Below are 25,119 nucleotides of genomic sequence, written 5' to 3'. Positions count from 1 at the left end.
TTACAAGAGGCGGGGCAGATTTTGACAAACCTGTTTTTCGTTAAGAATGGTTGTTAAATGTGAGCAGAGAAAATGAGCAGCAGACGAAAACCTGCTGCATCAAGAGATTAGATATAGAGAGACGCTTCACCCGGCGGACGGGTTTTAAAGCGACGATGCAGCCACAGATATTGGTCGGGCGCGCGCAGAATTTCATTTTCAATCACGCGATTCATGTAAGCAGCGGCAGCGGCTTCATCTTCATACGGATAATTTTCCAGTTCAGGCTGAATAATCAGCTGATAACCGCTCTTATCCTGGTTTCGAATCAATACGATGGTCAGCATCGCCGGTTTTGCCAGACGAGACAGAACATAGGTGCCGTTGGTGGTCGCCGCTTGTTTCACCGCAAACAGCGGAGCAAACACGCTGCCTTTTGGGCCGTAATCCTGATCCGGTGCGAACCAAACCGCTTCGCCTTTTTTCAGCGCCTGCACCATGCCGCGCAAATCGCGACGATCGATCATCGCTTTATTCGAACGCATGCGACCCTTGGTTTGTGCCCACTCCATCGCCTGATTATTGTGCGGACGATACATCGCCATCATTGGCTGGCATAAACCGGTAATGCGGCCGCCCAGCTCCAGCGACATAAAGTGCACACCGATGACCATCACACCACGCTGGTGGCTTTGTGCGTGCTGCAGGTTTTCCAGACCATGCACTTCGAAGTAACGACGCACGCGTGCATCAGACCAGAACCAGGCAATGCCGGTTTCTGCCAGCGCCATTCCTAGCGATTCGAAGTTGCCGGCGATCATCGCCTCGATTTTCTCTTCCTTAATATTGGGGAAGCACAGCTCGATATTGCGACGGGTGATGCGTTCGCGGCGCTTCAGGAAGTGACGCGACAATTTGCCAGCGCCAGCACCAAGCCGGATCAGAATGGGGTAAGGAAGTTGCACCAGCAGCCACAGCACACCTAGCCCAAACCAGGTAAACCAATAACGGGGATGCAGAAGTTTGGAACGGAACTGCCTGGATTTCGTCATAACGCCTTCATGTCGGGGAAAAAATGTATCGCACGAAGAAAAAGGGTCCCTGAGTTCCTGGAGCGGTACAACTGTATTGATTACGACCAGCACTTTAGCAAAAAGTGCCGTCAATGTTACCCAATCTCTGCAATCCTCAGGATTGAGCACATTCATGGTTAGAACGGCCTCATTCTATCACCTTTTATTCATTCTCTTTAAAAACAGCAGGGTAAACTCATCTTGAAGAAGTCAAAATGCCCATCACGTAGTGGATTAAGAACTGTCTGTTAATAAGGACACACTAATCTTTACGCTTTATTTACTTTGCTCAGGAAGATTAAAGCGTTTGTCTTCAGGAAAAAGCTGATGACCGCGCTGATGCAGTCTCTGTTGCCATTTCGTGTCTCCCTGCAACATGGCAATTTTAAGCAGTGAGTAGGTTACGTTGGCATCATGGTGCTTTGTCAGGTATTCCCTGGCCCACACTTTGAATTGGATTAATTGCCCGACATCGTTTGTGCTGTTAAACGTAATTAGACGATGAAGGTTTGCATCAAACTGATAGCGCTCCCATTGGGCGTAAGGATTAATAAGTTGCTGAGCATGGGAAAAATCAGCAAACCTGTTGCGCTCAATTTGCGTCAGGATGGCATTGGTGTGCAAACCTGTTGCCGCAAAAACCATCAATGCGAGAGCAAAAAGGGTGACAAACCCAGCCGCAGCGTAATGCGCCAACGGGCGCAGAGTCAGGCTTTGCAGATCTGACTCAGATTGCATCAGACGGATCAGCAGTAGTAATACCAGACCATGCGGCGCGGACTGGTAGAGTGGATACTCAAAAAGCAGATGGGTCACGATAGGTAAGGTCATCGTCCAAAACGTAAAGGCGCGTCGCCTTGCATGAGGGCTGCCGGTTACGACGGGCTTGAACCATGCCCAAATTATTAGTGCCACTCCCGCCAGCGCAATAACGCCATTTTCCACCCACTGAAACAGGATTTCATTATGCGGGTGCGTTGGGGGACGAGAATTCAACGGATGCGCCGTTTCCTCACGTACGTGCAGCAGATAATCGTGCTCAAAATGACCGGCACCCCAACCACGTAAAGGACGTTCGGCGATCATATGCAGGCTGTGCGTGATCATCTGCACACGACCTGCCGTTGAATGGGTTTTATCCACTTTGTGTAATCCCGCCATGGGGGCATACGCGAGCAGGGTCTGGCAAGCTATCACAATTGCTAATGCAATCGGTAAGCCAATCAAGAGGTGTTGCCGCCAATGGCGATGCCGGCGGAATGTCCAGATAAGTAAAGCGCTACTGGCCGACGCACCAAGCCAGGCAACGCGAGACTGGATGATCATTAAAATCACCAGCAATACAGCCATGATCGCTGCCAATAGTAAACGAAGCCCGCCATGACGCACCTTAAAGCTAAAATACAGCACTAACGTCCAGCCAGTAGCCAGAAAACTACCCAGTAAATTTACCTGCTGGAAAATGCCATAGACGCGGGTGCCATCTGCCGGAAATTCCGTCCAGTTATTTGCCCCCGTCATGAAGAGTTGGCATAGCGCCAGCATCGCTTGCGCCACGGCCGCAGTAATGATGCATATCAGCCAGAGCCTTTTAACGTTTGGCGAAAGGGGGATTTGTAGCATGGCCAGGTAAAACAGCACTGCCAGAGCATAGGCAGTTAGCTGGGGGAGTAAGGTCACATCATGATTGCCGTAAAACGTATAGAGTATGGGCTGGCTAAGGAGCAGAAACGCTAGCAGCCATATCGGTGTCACCTTTGCCACTCGCACCCCGTCCGTCGAGGGGGGCGAAAAGAGGCATTTTATTGCCACAATAAAAATACAGATGCCCATAAAAATGAGCGTAATAAGATTTTGCGGCAGGCGAAAACCTGAACCGCCCATATTGGCAACGTAAACTTGCAGCATCAATAGTAAGTCGCTCGCCACGACCAATGACACAAGTAATGTAGTAAATGGGGGCTTGCGAAAATTAGGGATAAAAAACATGTTTTTCTTCAAATCAATAAGCGGAAATGATGAGCGTGCCGGCACCATTAAATGCGCCAGGTGCGACTGCTCCATGAGTACGCAGCGTTGAGCTAAGCGTAAATGTTGCCAGCGAGTCGGCTGAATTTACTTTAAGCTCAATGCCTTCAGAAGCATCTTGATCGTTGACTTTTAATTCAGTCTGCAAACTGTTATCCGAACGGAGTGAGACAATATTGGTGTTAAACCCTACCGCGTAAATTTGTGCCGTTGCCGCTGAGCTACAGGAGAGTGTTAACTGCGTTTGAGCAGTATTACCGTTTATGCTTTTATCAGAAACATAGCCGTGATAGAGATTAGTATCACCCAAAAGTGAACAGCTGACGGGATATTTATGATGCTTGATACAGATATTGTCAGGCAGGAAGGTTGCATCACGCCAATCATTTTGAAATGCTGCCAATCGAAAACAATTGTATAGAGCTGACCTGCCGTCTATTTGGAAGGTATGTTCTGTCGATAAAGGGTATTTAGCTTTATACGCTTTTCCCAGTTCACCAATGGTTGCATAGTTTTCTGCAGATAAGACATTTGGCGCATGAATGTCAGCGGGAACCCCATTATTTTCCGGAAAAGATGCGATCTTACAGCCCGGCTGCTTATAACACGGATTTTTCAAAGGGCTATCTTCATCCCAGTGATAAACATACACACGAAAGGTAGTATATTGCCCAATCCAGGAAAGAAAAGTATTATGGCTGATGATCGTGGCTTGTGCTAATGCAGGAGTAATTATGCAAATAAAATAAAAGATGAGTTTAAAAATGCTCATTAGTGATACTCCAGTTCTATGGTTGCGCTGGCATTGATTGTCCCGGGATGTAATTCGTTATTTTTAATACTTTCACGATTAGCAGACAGGAATAAGTCAAAGACCATTTTGTTGTCACCAGAATGGAAAATCCTCTCGACGCTTTTGTTTATCGGAATAAAAATACCTTTTTCTTCAACGCCAATGGCGATGCCTTTTGCGGTACTGGATGGATCAAGTGCCATCATGCCCGCTTGCCGCGCATCTTCTGTTGCCTTAAAGGTGATTGAGAGTTTATCGGATGTTGAGGTATCGCAACCCTGTAAATTAAGCGTTATGGAAATACCTGCGGTACGTTGATAGCGATAAAGAAATTTATTAATGACGCTGCCAAAATCAATAACAATATCACTGCTGTTGGGGTCGAGAATGCAGGGTTCCTGCACTAATCCGCCCGTAAAAGAAAAGTCAGCAGCTGCAAAGGCGTTTATAGAACATGTTGATAGCAGAGTTATTATTAACATTACAGGGATGCGCATAATCATTACTCGTATTTAATAACAAGCGTTGCTAGCGCTTTAAAACGTCCGCTTTTCAAAGCGCTGCCAGCTCGCTTTATCGGAACGGCATAAAATATTGGCTGCGTAACATCATCAAGCGTAAAGCGCTGATTGATTATAATGGGTTGATTATTCTGCATTATCCTGATACCTAAATCATCAATCCCTGTGAATAATGCGCTGGCATCAAAATTGCTGGTTATGCCCAAAAATGCCAGTTCCAGCTGTTTTCCCGGCGGGGTCCGACATACGATACTGATGGGAACACGCTGTTGATATCTCACACCATCAACATGATTTACTCCTACTGCATCACCAAAATCAACGTCTGCCGGTTTGTCATTGTTTATTACGCAATTAATACTGATCAGTGTGGCTGAAAAATTTATTTTCACAGCGTGTGAATTACAACAATAAATAAAGAGTGACAGTATGAGTATTGCAGTTTTCATTCACTGAGGCTCGACAATCAGTTGAGCACTTATTGTTAACTTACCTGGCAAGGGTATTGAGCCAGATTTTTTAACAGGAACCACCTTTAGAGAAAAATCCCCTGTCTGCACGTAATTGTATTTTTTGTTTATTTCGAGTGGTGTGCCATCTTTACCATTGATGAATTTTATCCCAACGTTGGTGATGTTAGTGCGTATTGCTGCTTTATCAAATGTTGCTGCGCTACCCGATACACGGAAGTAAAGATTTTCGGAATAGTTTTCATCGCACTTAATCGACAGCGTCAGCAATTCAGTGTATTTTAGGCCATCTATTTCATTAATATCCACATTGTCACCAAAGTTGACATCGATATCCTTATTATTGTCAATTTTACACGGGACGTTAATCAGCTTTCCTGAAAAGTTGACGCCTGCATTGGCATTAGACAACGTGCTATGCAACGCAAATGCAATGATCAGTGGACAGAGCATTATTTTTATAATCTGCATTCCGTGTCTCCTCAACGAACATTCAATACCATGGTGGCGGTTGCAGTAAAATTACCCGCTGTGACTTTGGCTTTGTTTTTAACCGGCACGGCAATCAATGTGTTTGATATTCGCCAATCAATGTTGTGTGCTTTATTTATTTCGATGTCTTTACCGTTTAATATTAATTTGATGCCCACATTGCTGTTGGTGGTAGAAATGACATTTTTATCAAACACCGCCGCTGTAGCTGAGATAAAAACTTCCTGCTCCCCGTTGAAAGCTCCCGGACACGTGACGGTGAATGGCACCGATTTACTGAACCGGATACCATCAATTAGTTGAATGATGATATCGCCGAAGTTAACACGACTTTCTCGATCACCATTCAAAGTACATTGGGAGCTGACGATAATCCCCGACACATTAATTGGATATCTATTCGTGCCGGGGATAATTTCTTCATGCGGCGCGATCGGCGCTGAGAAGAGCATTTTGCAGTGCAGCAGTGCGAAAAAGATGACCAGCCACTTCATGCTGTTCATGCTTATTCGCGGCTATCAGTGACACGGCACTCATTGGCTTTGCAACTGAATGTCAATTTTGGCCGACCGCCGAAATCGTCGATATAGCTTAATACCGGATGCGAACCTAACTTACTGGCTTTTACGTTAATAGCGGCACTGCCTTGTGGCGGAATCATGATCGGTTTAAAATCACTTTCTTCTTTACCATCAACATGACTGGCTGCAGTAATCAGCGTGACATAATATCCGGTAGGATTTATCACCGTGTATTGATCACCGTTTTTTTTCAACGTGAGTTGATTTTGTACGGGTTTGATCGAAGCCCGTGGATCGATCATTAATTTTTCTGGGCGATAAAAGAGTTTGATGCGGGTCTGTAACGCAATTTGTAATACATTTTGTTTTTCACTGCGTGGCGGAATCTCGCGCAAATTAAAGTAAAACAAAGATTCACGATCCTGAGGCAATGATTTTGCGGCAGGTAAAGATTGGATTTTAATCGCGCTTTTATGACCCGGCTCAATACGCTGAACTGGAGGGAGCGCCATAAGCGGCGACTTTATTTTTTTTCCTTGCTCATCTTCCAGCCAGCTTTGCGCCAGATACGGACGCGCTTTATTTTCATTGCTGATATTCAAACTGATTGAGCGTTCAGCGCCGTCATAAATGACGCGGGTGCGATCCAATGCAACAGCAGCCAGCGTGCTTTGTGAAAAAATCATAGCGCCAAACAGCATCGCCACGGTAGCGAGAGAAGCCTTCAGGTTCATAAAATTAATACTCACTCTATATGTCTGGGGTAATAGAGCGACAGATACTCAACAAACTTTAATGCGCAAAAATTATTCTTTTTCTGTACACGGAAGCAGCAGGTTTGTTTCTCCACTCTCATCAATGGGTAATACTTTTGGGAAGGTAATTTGGCATTGAATATTGCCGTTCCAGCGGACATCCATCAGCATTTCAGGGTTTACACCACTAAGCCAGACGCTGCCCATCTCATCAACAATGCCGGTCTCACGCCCTTTACTTAATACGCTCGCGCCAAACGGCGGATAACTGCCATCACTTAGGCGAATAACCGCCATTAGCTTTTGACCTTTAATTAATCGAAAGCGACGATAGCCAATGGCGCCTTCGGTTAAGGTTAATTGCAAAACGGGCGACTCCGCTTCAATGTCATCGTTGAGTTGGTTGATATCCAGATGTGCCTGATTACGTATATAGCTACTGACATCCGCCAGTACCGCTTTTCCGAATTTGTTGCTATGAGTGGCCGCACCGGAAGACTTAATGGGCACATCGCTAATACCTTCAGTATCCAGCATCAGACGCGTGCCTCCAGGTATTATGGTGCGATGTAATGCTGCTCCATGTGCTGTGGCCGTTAATCCTCCCTGCATGGACAGGGCTGCGGAGCGATACTGACCGGGTTTATAACTGGCACTATAGTTCGTTAGCGTGTTATCGCCGGTATGGGTGTAGTAGCCACTATAAGCGCTTCGTTGTTGGCGATCGACATTGGCGCCTAAGCGATAACTGTTGCGTTCATCCATGCGGTTATACCAACTCAGGCTATTGATTTGGCCGGCATCTGAATTTTGTGCATTGATATTCAAGCCCGATGAGGTCCCGAAAGGCACGTTCAGGCTTAAGAACACTCCGTCATCTTGTATACCTGAATTTTGTGCGCGATAGGCGGAGAGATTGAAACTGACGTTTTTAAAATTTCCCACATCGAAATAACGCGCAAACGACATATTCCAGCGGCTGGTCGCCTGACGATTCCAGTAAGTCTGATAGTTATAATTTAAAAATGCGCTGACGCCGAGTGTACGGAATTGTTTATTAAGTGAAACGGTATAGGTCTGCTTATTCGCTGCATTATTACGAATAACCAAATGCTTACGGCTCGCCTCAAGATATTGATTTAGACTAAGATAGCTCTTCTCCGTAAAGCGATAACCTGCAAAGGTAACCTGCGTGTCATAGTTTTCGAAGCGTTTAGAATAACTCAGGCTATAGGAGCCGCCAGAGCGCGTTTGGTTAATAGGCAGCTTTGCATAAGATTGGGTTGCGGTGAGTGCCAGGGCCCCAAACGATAAGAGGTCACGCCCTGCACCCAACGACGCGGCATGATATTTTCCAGAGGATAATCCACCCCCGAGCAGCGACCAACCGTTACTAATACCCCATGAGAATTCCCCTGCCATTAACCTTTCATTCTGCAGATGAAATCTATCGTCTGTCGTTTGCCCTACCGCCGCCTTAAAGCGAACCTGTCCAGGGCGACTAAGATAGGGAACAGATGCGGTTTCGACCTGAAAGGTCTGAATGCTGCCATCTTGCTCTTCAACTTTGACATCCAGCGTGCCAGTAATAGAGTCGCTCAAGTCCTGAATAATAAAAGGACAGGGAGCCACCTGGCTTTCATATAACACACGTCCGGCGTGACTAATGGTGACTTTTGCATTGGTCTTCGCCACGCCACGGACCTCCGGTGCGTATCCACGCAAATTGGGGGGTAACTGGCTATCATCACTAATAAGGCTGGCGCCAACATAGCGTGCATTTTCAAACACATCACTGGCGAGGTCATTTTGACCAATAATTAATTTTGCGCCCCAAGGTTTGATTGCCCTAAATGCCTGATATTGATTCCAGTTAAAAGTAGAGGTTTTAGTGTTATTGGCAGTGTAATGAGTACCATTCCAGAACGCACGCATACGCCAGGGACCGGCGTTGACACCTACCACGCCATTACCGCTTAATTCGCGTGATTCACTGCCTTGTGCCGGGGAGGAGTAATTAAAATTGGTGTTATAATCCGCAATAAATCCAGCAATCCCTTCGTCCCAGCGTGAAGGGGGATCCCAGTTAGCCGTTTGATATTCAATATATGCCTGAGGAACACTCATGTAGAGCGTTGATGACGCGAGATCAGGACGCAAAATGATACCCGGCATGATATCAAGCCGGGCACATTTTTCATTATTCCAGTAGGTAACTTTATCTAACCATGACTTCTTTAAACCGAAGCCTGCCATCATTTTTGGTGTTAAGCAGGCGACAGTTTCGTTTTCATCATGTTCAGACGGTAAAAAAGTAACCTCCTCGGTGGGTGATTCATTGTCATTAATTTTGATTGCCATGTCATATTGACCAGGCATCATATATCCTGCCCGGGAAAATTGACTCATATCAATGTTTTCCCGGTCGGAAATATCCATGTTGTCCAGATTAAACTCAACTTCCTCTGCTAATGCACTGCTAAAAAAAGCCAATGATAAAGCAATTACTAACGGGCGTAAGCGCCAGTTATTTTGAAAAGGAAATGAGTTCCTGGTATGGACTGACATACTACTTACACCCTGTTGAAATAAACAAGAGATGCGCAGATTACGCATGTCTCTAATTAGCGTGGAAAACGATTACTGATAATCCAGGCTAAAGTCGACGGTGCTTTGAAATACCCCCGGTGTGATGGTTGCAGAGGCACCATCACCCTGCAGGTATGCAGAGAACGACAAAGTGTTGCTACCATTCTGCAGAGTCATAGTTGATGGCTGGCCCAATTTAATTAGCTGGCCTGAGCCATCTGTCAGGCCAATGCTGGCACCGCTAGCGGTACCGGTCATTCCAATCAGGGTCGGTACGGCAGCAGAAGCCTGGCCGGTAAAGGTCACACTCACATCTTTACCTGCGGTGAAATCGCAATTCTCCAGTTTGATGTTGAAGGGTACCGGTGTTGATTTACCACCCGCTGCCAACTGCTTTTTCGATACCTGACCCAGATCAATGGTTTGATCCTGCGAGCCTGGGTTGATTGAACAAGGTGCATCAATAATTGAGCCCTTAATGGTGACAGTACCTGCACCCTGGCTATTTACAGCGTTAGCCAGGCTGGCGGTCATCATCAATCCCAAGCCGAGTGCGACTGACATCTTGTTAAATCTCATAATATTTACCTGTTCCTATATGGGTGTTTGAAGGCGCAAAGGAAAAGAACCGCGATAGTGATGAGCATAAAATTCGCTTTCCTTAAACGATCCATTGCATGTGCACGAATTGAAGGGCGACAGGTTTCTCGAAAAAATTAATAGGAAAAGTAAAATATTACGATCACGAGTAATATTCAGAAAAACAGGGTCTTTTTCTTTTCATCCTTAGGGCATTAATAAGTTTTGTGCTAGAGATATTAAGGAGGAAATTTCAAAATTAGAGACATTTCTTATACACGGAAATGAAAATGTCTTATTTAAAATGAAATAAGGCGTTGCCTGATGATGAACATTTTTTTCATGTATAGCTTTCGCTACCTGGTACAGGGGATATTTACAAAGAGTTGATCAGGGCGGATATATTTTGGATCCCTAACTGTTATTTTATGCATAATTTCCCGATCTTAACCTGATGCTTACCAAAGAGAATAAATTCTATGACACATAAACGTTTGCTGGATTGCTCAGCTTCCGAGCTGCTGCCGATGGATAAAGATGCGTTGATATATGCTGTGCGTGCCAGCGAAGGACGGGTGGTAGTCAGCGAAACTATCGGCATGACTTCACCTTTGCTGCATAATATTACTAACGCCGAATTGGCGGCCTCTCAGGGTGCTGATATTGTATTGATCAACATGTTCGACAGTGAAAACCCTATTATTCATGGCATGCCCGCAAACATTGCGCCGGAACAAATATTACATGAATTATGCCGGCTGACCGGGCGTATTATTGGGGTCAATCTTGAAGCGGTAGATCCTGATTTTGATGCCACGCATCTTGATGGATTACAAATGGTGCCAGGGCGCGCGGCAACAGCGGAGAACGCCTGCCGTTTGGTGCAAATGGGAGCCAAAATTTTGGTTCTCACGGGCAATCCTAATAACGGTGTGAGCAATCGTGCGCTGGCTAAAGCGGCGAAAATGATCCGCGAGGCGGTTGGTAACAGCGCACTCATTATCACCGGTAAGATGCATGGTGCTGGCATTGTTCAGGAGAGTGGCAGCGACATCCTCACCGAGCAAGATATTGCTGAGTTCGTGCATCAAGGGGTTGATGTGGTGTTAGTGCCTGCACCCGGCACACTACCGGGTATGAGTCAGCAGAAAGTTGCCTCACTCATTGAATGTATTCATTCGCATGGCGCTTTGGCGATGACCGCGATCGGGACATCGCAAGAGGGGGCAGATGTGAATACCATTCGTCAAATCGCGTTAATGAGTAAGATGGCGGGCGCAGATCTTCATCATATTGGTGACACCGGTTACATCGGGATGGCATTGCCTGAAAATATCATGGCTTACAGCATTGCCATTCGCGGTATCCGACATACTTACACGCGCATGGCACGCTCAATAAATCGTTAACCCACATTAACCGTCAAGCCCGTAGGATGACGGACTTGACGTTATTAATGGAGGGCGTGATCACTCAATATTCTGAATCTGCTCACGCATCTGTTCAATCAACACTTTCAGCTCAATCGCTGATGTCGTGATCTCGGCATTAATTGATTTTGAAGCCAGCGTGTTCGACTCGCGGTTGAACTCCTGCATCATAAAGTCGAGGCGGCGGCCAACGGCTTCTTTCTTTTTCAGGATGTTGTAGGTTTCTTTAACGTGCGCATCCAGGCGATCCAGCTCTTCCGACACATCGGTGCGCTGCGCCATCATCACCAGCTCTTGCTCCAGGCGATTATTTTCCAGCTGCACTTCGGCTTCTTCCAGCTTGGTGACCAGACGTTCGCGCTGCCATTTAATTACTTCTGGCATCTGCGCGCGCACTTTGCTGACTTCGTGCGATACGCCTTCCAGACGCTGTTCAATCATCGCTTTCAGCGCGGTGCCTTCGCTTTCACGCGCTTCGATAAAGTCATCTAACGCGCCATCCAGCGCCACCAGCAGTTCGGCGTTGATGGCATCGAGATCCTGCTCTTGCGCAGACATCACGCCCGGCCAGCGCAGAATATCCAGCGGATTAATCGCGCCTTCATCACTCTGCATCTTCACCCAATTGGCGGCCTGCACCAGCTGTTTGGCCAGTGATTCATTCAGCTGCAGTTCGCCTTGCGCGCTGGCATCGGCGTCATAACGCAGGTTGCATTCGATTTTACCGCGCGTCAGGCGATTGCGGATGCGCTCGCGGATGACCGGCTCCAGGCCACGAAATTGCTCCGGCAGACGGATATAGGTTTCCAGATAGCGCTGGTTAACCGAACGGATTTCCCAGGCGGCGCTGCCCCAGTGGCCTTTGGCTTCGCGGCGGGCGTAAGCGGTCATACTGCGGATCATAATCGTCTTCTCTTTTTCAGAAATGTTGGGTGAAGTATAGCGAGGCAGACTCGACGCTAACAGGCATAAGCGCACTTAAGCGTGAATAACAAAAAATTACCTCTTTTACCGACAGACACTTATGCTTAGCGCTGGTTCGCTTAAAAGGATGAAGTGATGTTCCGCTCTCTGGTTCTTCCTGCTTTATTAACCTTACTGCTCGCTGGCTGTCAGGCTCCGTCGACGAAAATGCATAAGATCCCGCCCAACACCGCGCCGGTTGCGGTATGCGGTTCTGGTGACGTGATGATGCAAACTACGTTGTGGTTTGGCATGAATAAACCGAAAGGTGGCATCGTCAGCAGCAGCGAATGGCAGCAGTTTGTCGATAACGATGTGACGCCGCGTTTCAAAGACGGTTTATCGGTATATGACGCCAAAGGTCAGTGGCTGGGCGAGAACGGTAAGCTGGCGCGGGAAAACAGCAAAGCGTTGATGCTGATTCACACTCCGGATGTGGCGAGTTCTGACAGCATCAACAAACTTCGTGATGTGTATAAACAGCGCTTCGAGCAGGAATCGGTGATGCGGGTTGATTCACTGGTGTGCGTGGCGTTTTAAAAAATGGCGGCCATGCAGCCGCCATGCGTTATCAGATAAACAGCCCGGCGAACGCGGCCGAGAGCAAGCTCACCAGCGTGGAGCCATACACCAGCTTCCAGCCAAAGCGGGAAACCACATTGCCCTGTTTCTCGTTCAGGCCTTTAATCGCACCGGCAACGATGCCGATTGAGGCGAAGTTAGCGAACGACACCAGGAACACTGACAGAATCCCCAGTCCGCGTGGCGTCATTTCAGCCGCCACTTTCTTCAGCTCGATCATCGCGACAAATTCATTCGCTACCAGTTTGGTGGCCATAATACTCGCCGCCTGCAAAGCATCGGCGGAGGGAATGCCAACCAGCCACGCAAACGGATAGAAAACGTAGCCAAGCAGCTGCTGGAAGCTGTAGCCAAATACCGCAGAAAACAACGCATTGATTGCTGCAATCAGCGCGATAAAGCCAATCAGCATCGCCATGATGATCATCGCCACTTTAAAGCCGGCGAGAATGTATTCGCCCAGCATCTCAAAGAAGCTCTGATCTTCATGCAGCTTATCCAGCGCAATCTGCTCTTCGTTTTCCGGGCGGGTGGGATTGATGATCGACAGGATAATAAAGGTGCTGAACATATTAAGCAGCAGCGCCGCAACCACATATTTGGCATCAATCATCGACATATACGCGCCAACAATCGACAGCGAAACCGTCGACATCGCCGTCGCCGCCATGGTGTACATGCGTGGCGCGGAAATATCGGCGAGAATGCCTTTATAGGCAATGAAGTTTTCAGACTGGCCGAGAATCAAGGTGCTGACGGCGTTAAACGATTCCAGCTTGCCCATGCCATTCACTTTTGACAACAGAGTGCCTACGGCGCGAATCAGCAGCGGCAGAATGCGCCAGTGCTGCAAAATGCCGATCAGTGCGGAAATAAACACAATCGGGCAGAGCACGCCGAGGAAAATAAAGGCTAATCCCTGATCTGCCATATTGCCGAAGACAAAGTTGGTTCCTTGCGCGGCGTAGGTTAATAAGGTTTCAAAGAAGCCGCCCACCGCAGTGACCACCGATTGTCCGCCCGCCGTGTGCAGGAAGAACCAGCCCAGCGCGGCTTCGACAACCAGCAGCTGAATAATAAAGCGGGGACGAATGCGTTTGCGGTCGTGGCTGACCAACAGCGCAAGGGCAAATATCACCACCAGCGCCAGCAGGAAATGGAGTATCGCGATCATCATTTATCTTTTTAAGGGAGGAAACGCGCATTTAGCCACAGCCACCAGAGAATTTCATCCAGGATTGTGGCGATCGCGGGCGGGACAGCCGCAGCTGAAGTCCGTATAATGCGCAGCCAAACCTAAGCAAGCCGGAGAGAAACCATGCGTCCAGCAGGCCGTAGTGCATCTGAAACACGTCCCGTCACACTCACTCGTCACTACACCAAACATGCAGAAGGCTCTGTGCTCGTTGAATTCGGCGAAACCAAAGTGCTGTGCACCGCAACCGTCGAAGAGAGCGTGCCGCGTTTCCTCAAAGGCAAAGGTCAAGGCTGGATCACCGCGGAATACGGCATGCTGCCGCGTTCGACCCACAGCCGCATGGCGCGTGAAGCCGCCAAAGGCAAACAGGGCGGACGTACGCTGGAGATTCAACGTCTGATCGCCCGTTCACTGCGTGCAGCAGTGGATTTGCAAGCGCTAGGCGAATTCACCATCACGCTGGATTGCGACGTGATTCAGGCCGATGGCGGTACGCGTACTGCATCTATTACCGGCGCCTGCGTGGCGCTGGCCGATGCGTTGAATGCGCTGGTGGCGGCGGGCAAGCTGAAAGCCAGCCCGCTGAAAGGCATGGTGGCGGCGATTTCTGTGGGCATCGTCGGCGGTGAAGCGCTGTGCGATCTGGAGTATGTGGAAGATTCCGCCGCAGAAACTGACATGAACGTGGTGATGACCGAAGACGGCCGCATGATTGAAGTGCAGGGCACCGCAGAAGGTGAGCCCTTCAGCCACGACGAGTTACTGCAGCTGCTGGCGCTGGCGCGAGGCGGCATTGAGCAGTTGATTCAGGCGCAGAAAGCGGCGCTAACTAATTGATGTAACAGGCGACCATAGAGTCGCCTTTTCTTTATTTGAGGAGTGAGAAATGAAAGCCTGGCAGCGTCAGTTTATTGAATTCGCCCTGAACAAAGGGGTGCTGAAGTTTGGTGAGTTCACCCTGAAATCGGGACGTAAAAGCCCCTATTTCTTCAATGCCGGTCTGTTTAATACCGGTCGCGATTTAGCGCTGTTAGGCCGTTTCTACGCGCAGGCGCTCGTTGATGGCGGCGTTGATTTCGATCTGCTGTTTGGCCCGGCGTACAAAGGCATCCCAATTGCCACCACCACCGCGGTGGCGCTGGCCGATCATCATGAACGTGACGTGCCTTACTGCTTCAACCGCAAAGAAGCCAAAGATCACGGCGAAGGCGGTTTGCTGGTGGGCAGCCCGCTGCAAGGCAAAGTGATGCTGGTGGATGATGTGATCACCGCCGGTACCGCGATTCGTGAATCAATGGATATCATCAGTGCGCATAACGCGACATTGGCGGGCGTGTTGATTTCGCTGGATCGTCAGGAACGCGGTCGCAGCGATATTTCGGCGATTCAGGAAGTGGAACGTGACTATAAGTGCAAAGTCACGGCGATTATTACCCTGGCTGAGCTGATTGATTACCTGGAAGAGAAGCCGGAGATGGCTGACCATCTGGCGAAAGTGCGCGCGTATCGTAAAGAGTACGGGATTTAATTATTCGGTAATGAGGTCGGCATTTATGCCGACCTGGTCTTTTAAACCAACTGCGCCGCCATCAGCGGCCAGCGGCTCTCGAAATCTGCGGTCGGACGAAACCGAAACTCCGAGCGCACATAGCGCGACAACAGCCCTTCACAAAACGCCAGTAACTGGCTCGCCAGCAGCGTTTCGTCGTTCTGGAAACCTTCACCATCACGCATTTTCTTCTCGCGCATCACCTGACGCAGCTGCACTTCAATACGCTCAAACAGCTGATTAATACGCCCTTGCAGGCGATCCTGTTCAAACATCAGCGCGTGGCCGGTCAAAATACGCGTCAGCCCCGGATTACGCTCACCAAATCCCAGAATCAGCTGCACGATTAAACGCAGGCGCGTCAGCGTCTCTTTTTCATCTTTCAGGATCAGATTGATGCGGGTAATCAGACTGTCTTCAATAAACTCGATCAGGCTGTCAAACATGCGCGTTTTGCTGGGAAAGTGGCGATAAAGCGCCGCTTCCGACACGCCGACATTAGCGGCCAGCTTCGCGGTGGTGATGCGCTGACTGCCATCGCCCGACTCCAGCATTTGCGCCAGCGCCTGCAAAATCTCTTCGCGACGATTCCGTTTCGCGACTTTTTTTTCTGCCATGACCTTCAACACCCCTGAAATTCACCAAAAACAGGCAATACTGCCTCATCTGCCACAGACATAGCGGCCTGTGGCGACAAGAAATAAAAAGATGGCTAAGCGAAAAGTGTCGCGTATTACTGGCGGCCTGAGTGACCGAAGCCGCCTGCGCCGCGGTCGCTGGTGTCAAAATCTTCCACCAGGTTAAATTCGGCCTGCACGACCGGCACGAAGACCAGCTGTGCTAAACGGTCGCCTGGCTGCAGCGTGAAGCTGTCCTGACCGCGGTTCCACACGGAAACCATCAGTTGGCCCTGATAATCGGAGTCGATTAAACCAACCAGATTACCCAGCACGATGCCGTGTTTATGGCCAAGACCGGAGCGCGGCAGAATCACGGCGGCAAGAGCAGGATCGGCAATGTGAATCGCCAAACCGGTGGGAACCAGCGTGGTCATGCCTGGTGTGATTTCCAGCGCATCATCCAGGCAGGCGCGTAAATCGAGGCCTGCGGAACCAGAGGTTGCATAAGTCGGCAGCGGGAATTCATTGCCCACACGTGCATCAAGAATTTTAACGTCGATTTTTTTCATCATAACGGCTGACAATCTCGTCTAGTAATTGTTGGCCAAGGAGCGTCTTATCACTGAGCGGTAAGACTTTTTCTCCTTCCTGCCAAAAAAGGTGAAGAGCATTGGTGTCGCTATTGAAGCCCTGACCCGCCTGCGCCACATCGTTGGCACAAATCAGATCCAGGTTTTTTCGCACCCGTTTTTGCCGCGCGTATTCTTCCACATTCTGGGTTTCGGCAGCAAATCCCACAACATAAGGGCGATTTTCCTGCAGCGCCGCGACGCCTGCGACAATATCGGGGTTCTTCACCAACTGCAGCGTGACGCTGTCGTCGCCACCCTGTTTTTTGATTTTCTCTGCGGCAATGTTAGCCGCCCGGTAGTCTGCCACGGCTGCGCTGGCAATGAAAATATGTTGTTGCTGGATTTGCGCCATCACCGCCGCCTCCATCTCCAGCGCGCTGTCGACGTCCACGCGTTGCACGCCAACTGGCGTTGGCAGCGCCACCGGGCCGGTAACCAATGTCACCTTCGCACCGCGTTTGGCCGCAGCCGCAGCAATCGCAAAGCCCATCTTGCCCGAGCTGTGATTGCTGATATACCGCACCGGGTCCAGCGCTTCGCGGGTTGGACCGGCGGTGATCATAATGCTGAGATGTTGCAGATCGTTGACGGGCGCAGCCCACTCCAGCGCGTGCGCCACAATCGCCAGCGGATCGAGCATGCGGCCGGGACCCACATCGCCGCACGCCTGGCTGCCGCTGTCGGGGCCCCAAATCATTACGCCGCGCTGCTGCAGACGCTGCAGGTTCTCTTGCGTGATCGGCGCGCGGTACATCTGTTGATTCATGGCCGGGACGATGGCAACCGGCGCTGCGCTTGCCAGGCACGCGGTGGTGACCAAATCATTCGCCATGCCGGCAGTGACGCGGGCAATCAGATCGGCGGTAGCCGGCGCCAGCACAATTAAATCGGCCCATTTCGCCAGTTCAATATGGCCCATCGCCGCTTCGGCTGCCGGGTCGAGCAAATCATCAAATACCGGATAACCGGAAACCGCCTGCAGGCTCAGCGGAGTAATAAAGGCCCTGGCCGCTTCGGTCATCATTACGCGCACATCAGCACCGCGATCGCGCAGCCGACGCACCAGCTCCGGCGCTTTGTATGCAGCAATGCCGCCGCTCACGCCCAGCAGAATTTTCTTTCCAGCTAATCCCGTCATGTTGTTCGCCTCAAAGCAAATTGCCGCGTCAGGGGCGGCAGATGCAGGCAACTTTATCACAAAATCCACAGTGCGCCTTTTCACTGCCTGCGGCCTTTGCGAGCTGGCTCTGAAATCGTTCAGCGCGTGCTGGCGCTGACGGTGGCTGACGCGCAGAATCGCCGCATTGCAGGGAGGAGATGGTCATGACGGAACTGGCACCACGGGAAAAACTGATGTTAATGGGCGCTGAAGTGTTGAGTGATGCTGAGCTGCTGGCGATTTTTTTGCGTACCGGCATCAGCGGCACCAGCGTGCTGCTGTTGGCGCATCAGATGTTGAACGAGTTTGGTTCGCTCTATCGCATTATGACGGCCAGCAAAGAGGAACTCGGGCAGATTAAAGGCGTGGGTAGTGCCAAAATGACGCAGCTGTATGCCATCGCCGAGCTGGGAAGGCGATTTTTTGCCAGCCAGCTGGCGCGGGAAAACGTGATGGAGAATCCGCAGGTGACGCGCCATTACCTGCAAAGCGTGCTGGCGCATCAGGAGCGCGAAGTGTTTATGGCGCTGTTCCTCGATAATCAGCACCGCGTGTTGCAGGCGCAGAAGATGTTTTCCGGCTCGATTGCCAGCGTGGAAGTTCACCCGCGCGAAATCGTGCGCGAAGCGCTGAAACTTAACGCGGCGGCGGTGATTCTGGCGCACAATCATCCGTCGGGAATCGCTGAACCCAGTCGCGCCGACCGCGATATTACCGGAAAAGTCGGGCAAGCGTGCGCGCTGCTCAATATCCGTTTACTTGATCATTTGGTGATCGGTCACGGCGAGTTTACCTCTTTCGCCGAGCGCGGTTGGTTGTAATTCATCGATTCAACTGAACAGAAATAGGGCATTTTTGCGCGATCCAGAGGGATCTTTATCTGTTCGGGACTTGAGCACTCGGGCTGAGCGGCGTATACTACGCCACCTTTGAGAATCTCGGGTTTGGCGTTTGGGCCAGCTTAGCGGGTTCACATGGAACTCGCCTGGGCGGGCTAAGGCCTGACGAGGCGGCCAAAACCTAGTTTTTAAAGCTCGAGCTGATTTGATTTTTGGAGAATAGAAATGTCACGAGTCTGCCAGGTAACTGGAAAGCGTCCGGTAACGGGTAACAACCGTTCCCACGCAATGAACGCGACGAAACGCCGTTTCCTGCCGAACCTGCACTCTCACCGTTTCTGGGTTGAGAGCGAAAAGCGCTTCGTTACTCTGCGTGTATCTGCTAAAGGTATGCGTGTTATTGATAAAAAGGGCATCGATACGGTTCTGACCGAAATCCGCGCCCGTGGTGAGAAGTACTAAGGAACTGAATCATGGCTAAAGGTATTCGTGAGAAGATCAAGCTGGTTTCCTCTGCTGGTACAGGTCACTTCTATACCACCACGAAGAACAAACGTACTAAACCAGAGAAATTAGAACTGAAAAAGTTCGATCCGGTTGTACGTCAGCACGTGATCTACAAAGAAGCTAAAATTAAGTAATTTTAGTGTTCTGTGAAAAACCCGGCTTCGGCCGGGTTTTTTGTTTCTGCAATTCGTTGAGGAGATGAGATGCCTGAATTACCTGAGGTAGAAACCAGTCGTCGCGGTATCGAACCCCACATGGTGGGTGCCACGATTCTGCATGCGGTGGTGCGCAATCCACGTTTGCGCTGGCCGGTCTCGCATGAAATCCACGCGTTGAGCGACCAACCCGTATTGAGCGTGCAGCGTCGCGCTAAATATCTGCTGCTCGAACTACCGCATGGCTGGATCATCATTCACCTCGGCATGTCCGGCAGTCTGCGCGTGCTACCCGGCGAACAACCGGCCGCCAAACATGACCATGTTGATTTAGTGATGAGCAACGGCAAAGTGTTGCGCTACACCGATCCACGTCGCTTTGGCGCCTGGCTGTGGAGCAATGACCTCGCAGGCAGCAGCGTGCTGGCCCATCTCGGTCCGGAACCGCTCAGCAGCGAATTTGATGGTGCCTATCTGTTTGAAAAGTCACGCGGCAAACGCACCGTGATTAAACAGTGGCTGATGGATAACAAAGTGGTGGTGGGCGTCGGGAACATCTACGCCAGCGAATCGCTGTTTACTGCCGGGATCTTGCCCGATCGTTCGGCAATGAGTTTGAGTCAGGAAGAGGCCGAGCTGCTGGTTAACACCATCAAAGCGGTGTTGTTACGCTCGATTGAGCAGGGCGGCACCACGCTGCGTGATTTCCTGCAAACGGACGGTAAACCCGGCTACTTCGCGCAGCAGTTGCAGGTTTATGGCCGCGCCGGCGAACCTTGCCGTGCGTGCGGTACGCCGATTGTCAGCGGCAAACATGGTCAGCGCAGCACCTTCTGGTGTCCACGCTGCCAGCACTGAGTTAAGGCTGTGCCAGTCGCGCCAGTAACGCCTTATGCACAACGGCAGGGAGAAATGCCTGCACGTCACCGGCATGGCGCGCGACTTCTTTGACCAGCGAAGAAGAGACGAACGAGAAACCCTCTGACGGCATCAGAAACACGCTCTCCAGCGTGGGCAACAGATGACGATTCATCTGCGCCAGCTGCAGCTCATATTCGAAATCCGAAACCGCACGCAATCCACGCACCAGCACATTGGCATTCTGCGCCTGAGCAAAGTTCGCCATCAGGTCGCTAAACCCGATCACCTCGACATTCGGCAGATGTGCCGTCACCTGACGCGCCATATCCACGCGCTCATCGAGACTAAACAGCGGCTTTTTACTCGGGCTGGCGGCAATCGCCACGACGATGCGGTCAAACATCCTCGCTGCACGCGTCACAATATCCAGATGACCCAACGTGAAGGGATCAAAGGTGCCGGGATAAATCGCTTTCGTACTCATACGCGACCTTGTGTTGAGGTGTGATGCAGCGCCCAGAGCGCCGAGTATTTGTTGAAAGTGTACTGCGCATTAACCACCGCCAGAATCCAGCCCTGTTTGCCATCGAGAAAACCCGCACGCAGCAGCAAGGTTTTAACGAATGCGCCGAGCGTGTGGCTAAAGATCGAGAACAAGCCGCAGCGTTTGCCGCGCTGGAAACGCTCATTTGCCCAGGCTTCGGCATAGTTCATCTGCTTACGCTGAAACGCCATCAGGTCACGACAGGTGAGATGTTGCAGATCGCCCGCCAGCTTCACCACCGGCGCACCCTGCGTCTCCAGTGATTCATGCACCAGATTGTCGTTGTAATTGAACTTGCGCGGATAGAGGCGCATAACGCGGTCGGGATACCAGCCGCTGTGGCGCATAAAGCGGCCAAGAAACAGGTTGCTGCGACCGAGGCTGTAAACATTGTCCGAGGCAGGCTGTGCGAGAACCTGCTCGATAGCGCGACGCAATTCGGGTGTAACGCGCTCGTCGGCATCGATCATCAAAATCATCTCGCCTTGCGCATGGGCCTGCGCGCGCTGGCGCTGCTTGCCAAATCCCTGCCAGCCTTCCGCCTGGAAAACCTGCGCGCCCTGTTCGCGAGCGACCTGCATCGTGTTGTCGCTGCTGCCGGAATCGAGCACCACAATCTCATCTGCCCAACTGACAGAAGCCAGCGCCTCCGGCAGCAGTTCAGCTTCATTTTTGGCGATCATCACCACGGAGAGACGTTGGCGTTGCGACATGAATTAGTGAGCTCGCGGCGGTAAATGAGGTTCGAGTAACTGTAGCAGACGCTGTAATGCGCCCTGATTTTGATGCAGCACTTCCACAGCATGACGGCCGTAATAGCGGCGATAATCGTCATCCTGCAGCAGGTTAGCGACTTCTTTCTGCAGCGATACCACGTCAGTAACGGTAATCAGCCCTTCGGCCTGCTGCAGCTTGGCGCAGATATCTTTGAAGTTCCAGATGTGCGGGCCCATCAGCACCGGAATAGCATGCGCGGCCGGCTCCAGCGGATTGTGGCCGCCGCGCTCAACCAGGCTGCCGCCAACAAAGGCGAGGTCGGCGATGCCGTACAGCATCATCAGTTCGCCCATGGTGTCGCCAATGACCACTTGCGTGGAGCTTGATGGAATTTCGCCGCTGCTACGCAGGATAAAGCTGAAGCCGCGTTTTTGTGTCAGGTCGCAGGCATCTTTGAAACGTTCCGGATGGCGCGGCACCAAAATCAGCAGCAGATCGGGGAACTGCTGCAGTAGACGTCGATGCGCATCGAGCACAATTGCCTCTTCGCCTTCGTGAGTGCTGGTGGCGATCCACACCGGACGACGCGACGCCCACTGACGACGCAGCGTGACCGCTTTTGCCGCCAGCTCTGGCGTTACGGAGATATCAAACTTGAGGCTGCCGGTAACGGTGAGATGCGAACGTTTCAGGCCAAGGCTGAGGAAACGGTCGCCATCTTCGGCGTTTTGCGCGGCAATCAGCGTGATGCGCTGCAGCAGGTCGCGCATAAAGCCGCCGAGTTTCTTGTAGCCTTTGGCCGAGCGCTCAGACAGGCGCGCGTTGGCAATCACCAGCGGAATCTTGCGCTGATGCAGAATACGGATAATGTTGGGCCACAGCTCGGTTTCCATGATGATCACCAGTCGCGGATCGACGGTATCGAGGAAACGGTTAATCGAACCTGGCAGATCGTAGGGCAGGTAAACGTGGTGTACATCTTTGCCAAACGCGGACTGCGCACGCTCGGAGCCGGTTGGCGTCATGGTGGTGACGGTAATCGGCAGCGTTGGATAGCGGTGGCGCAACGCGCGCACCAGCGGCACTGCCGCCAGCGTCTCGCCGACGGAAACCGAGTGCAGCACAATGCCATGTGGCAGCACTTTTCCGCTGCAATAGCCGTAGCGTTCTGCCCAGCGTTTACGATAGGCCGGTGCTTTTCGACCGCGCAGCCACAGGCGCAACCAGATTAGTGGCTGAATCAGGTAGAGCAAGGCTGTGTATAGAGTCGTCATAGTTACCGTTACGACAGAATCGCGTCAAAAAACAGATGAAAGGCGGCATGTTATCAGAAATTAACCGCCTGCTCATACCACTTCGTCAGCTGGTCTGCAGCACTTGCTGATACAGCGAGGTCAGCGCTTGCGCCAGCCGCTGCGGACCATAAGGTTCAATTCTGCGACGTGCGGCTTCGCCCATGGCAGAATTGTGTGAAAGCGCCGGTGTTGCCAGTACGGCTTCGTTTAACGCGTTGATATCTAATGCATCGCAGACAAAACCTTCCTGACCCGCGGTGATAAACTCCGCGCCGCCGCAGCCGGTGCTGGTGATCACCGCCAGGCCGCAAGCCATCGCTTCCAGCACCACATTTGGGAAGGGATCATAAAGCGTGGGCAGCAGCAGCGCATCGGCTGCATGGTAGAACGGTTGCACGTCCTGCTGCACGCCGACGAAGCGTAAGCGATCGAGGCAATTGAGCTGGTTTGCCAGCTGCTGATAGCGCGACAGCTGCTTATCCTGGCCGACCACCACTAGATAGCGATCGCTTTTCGCCACCGCTTCAATCGCCGCTTTTAAGCCTTTGCGCTCAAAGCCCGAACCCACGTAAATCATCACCGTGGCATCCTGCGGCAGTTTGAGCTGCTGACGTGCTGCATGACGCAGCGCTTCGCTGGCTGGCTGGAAGCGTTGGCTATCAATCGCGTTGTGAATCACATGAATCTTGCTGGCATCAAGCCTGAAGTGTCGCAAAATATCCTGTTTCACCATCTCTGAGTTACAGATCACCGCTTTCAACGACGGCGCGTTGAACATGTCGGCTTCCGCCTGTAACACATAACGGTGATAAGGACTGAGGCGGGCGCTTAAGCGCTGGCACGGCGACACGATGCGCGCGCGCTGCTCCAGCCAGACGCGATGCACGCCATCACCCGCACGAAAGATATCGCAACCGGCGATGCGTTCGTGGCTTTGCACAATATCGAACTTTTCGCGTTCCCAGCATTCACGCGCGGCACGCGCAAAACCGCGCTCGCGCGAGATGCGACCGAACTTCGCTGGATTGCAGATGTGCAGATGCCAGGCCGGATTCGGCGTGCCCTGCCAGCTGCGAGTGATGATATTGAGATCGAGCTGCTCACCGTCCAGCGCTTCCAGCGCACGCGAGATAAAGCGTTCGGCGCCGCCGTCTGGGCGGTATTTCTGCCGGACAATCGCCAGGCGTAACTTACTCATGCAAAAAACTCCGGGCGGCAGCCACCACATCCTCAACGGGAATGGCAGAAAGATAGCGCTGTTGCGTGTTGGTATCGATGTCGTCTGGCGAGGGTAGCGGGCCATAATCACCGGCCCAAATCACGCGATTGTGATCGCCCCACGGACGCCAGTGTTGCAGCTTGGTGGGTCCAAACAGCGCAAGACACGGCGTTTCCAGCGCGGCGGCCATGTGCATCGGCGCAGAATCTACGCCGATAAACAGCTGTGCCGCGTCAATCAGCGCCGCCAGCTGCGGCAAGGATAATTCTCCCGCCAGCGACACCACGTTGTGGCTGCGACACAGCGATTGAATATTGGCGATCATTGCCATTTCTTTCTGGTCCGGCGCCGCCGTCAGTACCACGGTGCGGCCTTCGGCAGCGAGCGCATCAATTAGCTGTGCGACTTTTTCATCTTCCCAGCATTTGAACAGCCAGCGAGAAGTGGGTTGCAGCACAACAAACGGCATTTTCACCGCATGATGAGCCAGTACATCCTGCACTATTTGTTGATCGGCTGTGCTGAAATGCATCGAGGCTTTTGCGCCGGCGCCGCCGATGCCCAGCGGCTTCAGCGCGGCCATATTCTGTTCAACCGTATGCAGCTGATGATGATCTTCCGTGCTGACCAGATGGTTGTGCATCCAGCGCCATAAGGCGTTATCACGTTTGCGGAAGGCAAAACCGATACGCACCGGCGCGCCAGAGAATCCGGTAATGATGGCGCTGCGCCACTGATCGGCGAGGTTAATCACCAGGTCATAATGGCACGCGCGCACCGCGGAAAGCAGGGCCATTTCATGCCGGAATTTTTGCCAGCCGCCTTCCTTCTTCCAGTTGCGATCGATGATGTGCAACTGGCGAATGGCCGGGTGCGCCTCCAGCATTGGACGGGTTTCTTTGTAGAGCAGAACGTCGATGTTCGCCTGAGGATAGCGTTGGCGCAGCGCGTTTATCGCGGGCGTGGTCAGCAGCATGTCGCCGTGATGACGCAGCTTGATCAGCAGAATATTTTTCGGTGCAAATTGGTCTGGAATCGGGCTTGCCATA

At 51.4% G+C, this 25,119-nt stretch carries 28 protein-coding genes; 8 read left to right on the top strand and 20 right to left on the bottom strand.

Going from position 1 to position 25,119, the window contains the following annotated elements:
* Nucleotides 1–107: 107 nt before the first annotated feature.
* The 10 genes from lpxP to PZBJ_RS00445 all read right to left on the bottom strand — a co-directional run bounded on the left by lpxP (nt 108) and on the right by PZBJ_RS00445 (nt 9,800).
* The gene (gene lpxP, locus PZBJ_RS00485) at nt 108–1,031 is read right to left on the bottom strand and encodes a kdo(2)-lipid IV(A) palmitoleoyltransferase (RefSeq protein ID WP_101760701.1); all 924 of its coding nucleotides are present in this window, start codon (nt 1,029–1,031) and stop codon (nt 108–110) included.
* A 297-nt stretch (nt 1,032–1,328) separates the two neighbouring features.
* Entirely contained in the window at nt 1,329–3,116 is a 1,788-nt protein-coding gene (locus tag PZBJ_RS00480) for a PglL family O-oligosaccharyltransferase (RefSeq protein ID WP_101760700.1), read from the bottom strand.
* Entirely contained in the window at nt 3,055–3,852 is a 798-nt protein-coding gene (locus PZBJ_RS23970; RefSeq protein ID WP_146001277.1) for an MrpH family fimbial adhesin, read from the bottom strand. The genes PZBJ_RS00480 and PZBJ_RS23970 overlap by 62 nt, the downstream gene beginning before the upstream one ends.
* Nucleotides 3,852–4,370 (bottom strand): fimbrial protein, encoded by a 519-nt coding sequence (locus tag PZBJ_RS00475; protein WP_158238593.1) that lies wholly within the window; start codon nt 4,368–4,370, stop codon nt 3,852–3,854. The genes PZBJ_RS23970 and PZBJ_RS00475 overlap by 1 nt, the downstream gene beginning before the upstream one ends.
* Before the next feature lie 5 nt (nt 4,371–4,375).
* The gene (locus PZBJ_RS00470) at nt 4,376–4,843 is read right to left on the bottom strand and encodes a fimbrial protein (RefSeq protein ID WP_101760698.1); all 468 of its coding nucleotides are present in this window, start codon (nt 4,841–4,843) and stop codon (nt 4,376–4,378) included.
* Nucleotides 4,844–5,335 carry a fimbrial protein gene (locus tag PZBJ_RS00465; RefSeq protein ID WP_101760697.1) on the bottom strand — a complete coding sequence of 164 codons (492 nt, stop codon included), beginning with the start codon at nt 5,333–5,335 and terminating at the stop codon, nt 4,844–4,846.
* A gap of 11 nt (nt 5,336–5,346) precedes the next feature.
* Nucleotides 5,347–5,850, bottom strand: a complete 504-nt coding sequence (locus PZBJ_RS00460; protein WP_158238592.1) for a fimbrial protein — start codon at nt 5,848–5,850, stop codon at nt 5,347–5,349.
* 11 nt (nt 5,851–5,861) lie between these two features.
* On the bottom strand, nt 5,862–6,611 hold the full coding sequence (locus PZBJ_RS00455) for a fimbria/pilus periplasmic chaperone (protein ID WP_276308727.1): 750 nt from the start codon (nt 6,609–6,611) through the stop codon (nt 5,862–5,864).
* Nucleotides 6,612–6,683: 72 nt separating this feature from the next.
* Nucleotides 6,684–9,200 carry a fimbria/pilus outer membrane usher protein gene (locus PZBJ_RS00450; protein WP_101760695.1) on the bottom strand — a complete coding sequence of 839 codons (2,517 nt, stop codon included), beginning with the start codon at nt 9,198–9,200 and terminating at the stop codon, nt 6,684–6,686.
* A 72-nt stretch (nt 9,201–9,272) separates the two neighbouring features.
* Nucleotides 9,273–9,800, bottom strand: a complete 528-nt coding sequence (locus PZBJ_RS00445; protein WP_101760694.1) for a fimbrial protein — start codon at nt 9,798–9,800, stop codon at nt 9,273–9,275.
* Between the two features lie 479 nt (nt 9,801–10,279).
* On the opposite strand from PZBJ_RS00445, the gene PZBJ_RS00440 reads away from it, so the two are divergent.
* Nucleotides 10,280–11,209, top strand: coding sequence for a DUF7916 family protein (locus tag PZBJ_RS00440; RefSeq protein WP_101760693.1), 930 nt, complete (start codon nt 10,280–10,282; stop codon nt 11,207–11,209).
* 60 nt (nt 11,210–11,269) lie between these two features.
* Here PZBJ_RS00440 and PZBJ_RS00435 read toward each other — a convergent pair whose 3' ends face one another.
* The gene (locus PZBJ_RS00435; RefSeq protein WP_061720336.1) at nt 11,270–12,133 is read right to left on the bottom strand and encodes a YicC/YloC family endoribonuclease; all 864 of its coding nucleotides are present in this window, start codon (nt 12,131–12,133) and stop codon (nt 11,270–11,272) included.
* 156 nt (nt 12,134–12,289) lie between these two features.
* Between PZBJ_RS00435 and PZBJ_RS00430 the strand changes: the two genes are divergently transcribed.
* Complete coding sequence (locus PZBJ_RS00430) at nt 12,290–12,733, top strand: DUF3574 domain-containing protein (RefSeq protein ID WP_101760692.1); 444 nt, start codon at nt 12,290–12,292, stop codon at nt 12,731–12,733.
* 31 nt (nt 12,734–12,764) lie between these two features.
* On the opposite strand, the gene PZBJ_RS00425 is transcribed toward PZBJ_RS00430, so the two are convergent.
* Complete coding sequence (locus tag PZBJ_RS00425; RefSeq protein WP_101760731.1) at nt 12,765–13,949, bottom strand: NupC/NupG family nucleoside CNT transporter; 1,185 nt, start codon at nt 13,947–13,949, stop codon at nt 12,765–12,767.
* Nucleotides 13,950–14,093: 144 nt separating this feature from the next.
* Between PZBJ_RS00425 and rph the strand changes: the two genes are divergently transcribed.
* Both rph and pyrE read left to right on the top strand, forming a co-directional pair.
* Nucleotides 14,094–14,810: a ribonuclease PH gene (gene rph, locus PZBJ_RS00420; RefSeq protein ID WP_101760691.1), complete on the top strand. Its 717-nt coding sequence runs from the start codon at nt 14,094–14,096 to the stop codon at nt 14,808–14,810.
* A 49-nt stretch (nt 14,811–14,859) separates the two neighbouring features.
* Complete coding sequence (gene pyrE, locus PZBJ_RS00415; protein ID WP_008109749.1) at nt 14,860–15,501, top strand: orotate phosphoribosyltransferase; 642 nt, start codon at nt 14,860–14,862, stop codon at nt 15,499–15,501.
* A 41-nt stretch (nt 15,502–15,542) separates the two neighbouring features.
* On the opposite strand, the gene slmA is transcribed toward pyrE, so the two are convergent.
* From slmA to coaBC, 3 genes are all read right to left on the bottom strand, one after another.
* On the bottom strand, nt 15,543–16,139 hold the full coding sequence (gene slmA, locus PZBJ_RS00410; RefSeq protein WP_008109747.1) for a nucleoid occlusion factor SlmA: 597 nt from the start codon (nt 16,137–16,139) through the stop codon (nt 15,543–15,545).
* A 116-nt stretch (nt 16,140–16,255) separates the two neighbouring features.
* A complete protein-coding gene (gene dut, locus PZBJ_RS00405) occupies nt 16,256–16,714 on the bottom strand; it encodes a dUTP diphosphatase (protein WP_167391166.1) in 459 nt (152 codons plus the stop codon).
* Nucleotides 16,692–17,912 carry a bifunctional phosphopantothenoylcysteine decarboxylase/phosphopantothenate--cysteine ligase CoaBC gene (gene coaBC / locus PZBJ_RS00400; RefSeq protein WP_101760689.1) on the bottom strand — a complete coding sequence of 407 codons (1,221 nt, stop codon included), beginning with the start codon at nt 17,910–17,912 and terminating at the stop codon, nt 16,692–16,694. The genes dut and coaBC overlap by 23 nt, the downstream gene beginning before the upstream one ends.
* 185 nt (nt 17,913–18,097) lie before the next feature.
* Here coaBC and radC point away from each other — a divergent pair, with 185 nt between their 5' ends.
* The 4 genes from radC to mutM all read left to right on the top strand — a co-directional run bounded on the left by radC (nt 18,098) and on the right by mutM (nt 20,292).
* Nucleotides 18,098–18,754, top strand: a complete 657-nt coding sequence (gene radC / locus PZBJ_RS00395) for a RadC family protein (RefSeq protein WP_101760688.1) — start codon at nt 18,098–18,100, stop codon at nt 18,752–18,754.
* Nucleotides 18,755–18,997: 243 nt separating this feature from the next.
* Complete coding sequence (rpmB, locus tag PZBJ_RS00390) at nt 18,998–19,234, top strand: 50S ribosomal protein L28 (RefSeq protein WP_007885297.1); 237 nt, start codon at nt 18,998–19,000, stop codon at nt 19,232–19,234.
* A gap of 11 nt (nt 19,235–19,245) precedes the next feature.
* Nucleotides 19,246–19,413 carry a 50S ribosomal protein L33 gene (gene rpmG / locus PZBJ_RS00385; RefSeq protein WP_001051798.1) on the top strand — a complete coding sequence of 56 codons (168 nt, stop codon included), beginning with the start codon at nt 19,246–19,248 and terminating at the stop codon, nt 19,411–19,413.
* Nucleotides 19,414–19,482: 69 nt separating this feature from the next.
* Nucleotides 19,483–20,292 (top strand): bifunctional DNA-formamidopyrimidine glycosylase/DNA-(apurinic or apyrimidinic site) lyase, encoded by an 810-nt coding sequence (gene mutM, locus PZBJ_RS00380; RefSeq protein WP_101760687.1) that lies wholly within the window; start codon nt 19,483–19,485, stop codon nt 20,290–20,292.
* Between the two features lies 1 nt (nt 20,293).
* On the opposite strand, the gene coaD is transcribed toward mutM, so the two are convergent.
* From coaD to rfaQ, 5 genes are all read right to left on the bottom strand, one after another.
* A complete protein-coding gene (gene coaD / locus PZBJ_RS00375) occupies nt 20,294–20,779 on the bottom strand; it encodes a pantetheine-phosphate adenylyltransferase (RefSeq protein WP_101760686.1) in 486 nt (161 codons plus the stop codon).
* Nucleotides 20,776–21,552 (bottom strand): glycosyltransferase family 2 protein, encoded by a 777-nt coding sequence (locus tag PZBJ_RS00370; protein ID WP_101760685.1) that lies wholly within the window; start codon nt 21,550–21,552, stop codon nt 20,776–20,778. The genes coaD and PZBJ_RS00370 overlap by 4 nt, the downstream gene beginning before the upstream one ends.
* A 3-nt stretch (nt 21,553–21,555) precedes the next feature.
* Nucleotides 21,556–22,830: a lipid IV(A) 3-deoxy-D-manno-octulosonic acid transferase gene (gene waaA / locus PZBJ_RS00365; RefSeq protein ID WP_101760684.1), complete on the bottom strand. Its 1,275-nt coding sequence runs from the start codon at nt 22,828–22,830 to the stop codon at nt 21,556–21,558.
* An 85-nt stretch (nt 22,831–22,915) separates the two neighbouring features.
* On the bottom strand, nt 22,916–24,049 hold the full coding sequence (locus PZBJ_RS00360) for a glycosyltransferase family 4 protein (protein WP_101760683.1): 1,134 nt from the start codon (nt 24,047–24,049) through the stop codon (nt 22,916–22,918).
* A complete protein-coding gene (gene rfaQ / locus PZBJ_RS00355; protein ID WP_101760682.1) occupies nt 24,042–25,118 on the bottom strand; it encodes a putative lipopolysaccharide heptosyltransferase III in 1,077 nt (358 codons plus the stop codon). The genes PZBJ_RS00360 and rfaQ overlap by 8 nt, the downstream gene beginning before the upstream one ends.
* Nucleotide 25,119 lies beyond the last annotated feature (1 nt).

The sequence above is a fragment of the Pantoea endophytica genome, from assembly GCF_002858935.1.
Classification (GTDB): Bacteria; Pseudomonadota; Gammaproteobacteria; order Enterobacterales; family Enterobacteriaceae; genus Pantoea; species Pantoea leporis.
Note: the sequence above shows the minus strand (reverse complement) of the source record. Positions and strands in the feature narration are given on the sequence as shown.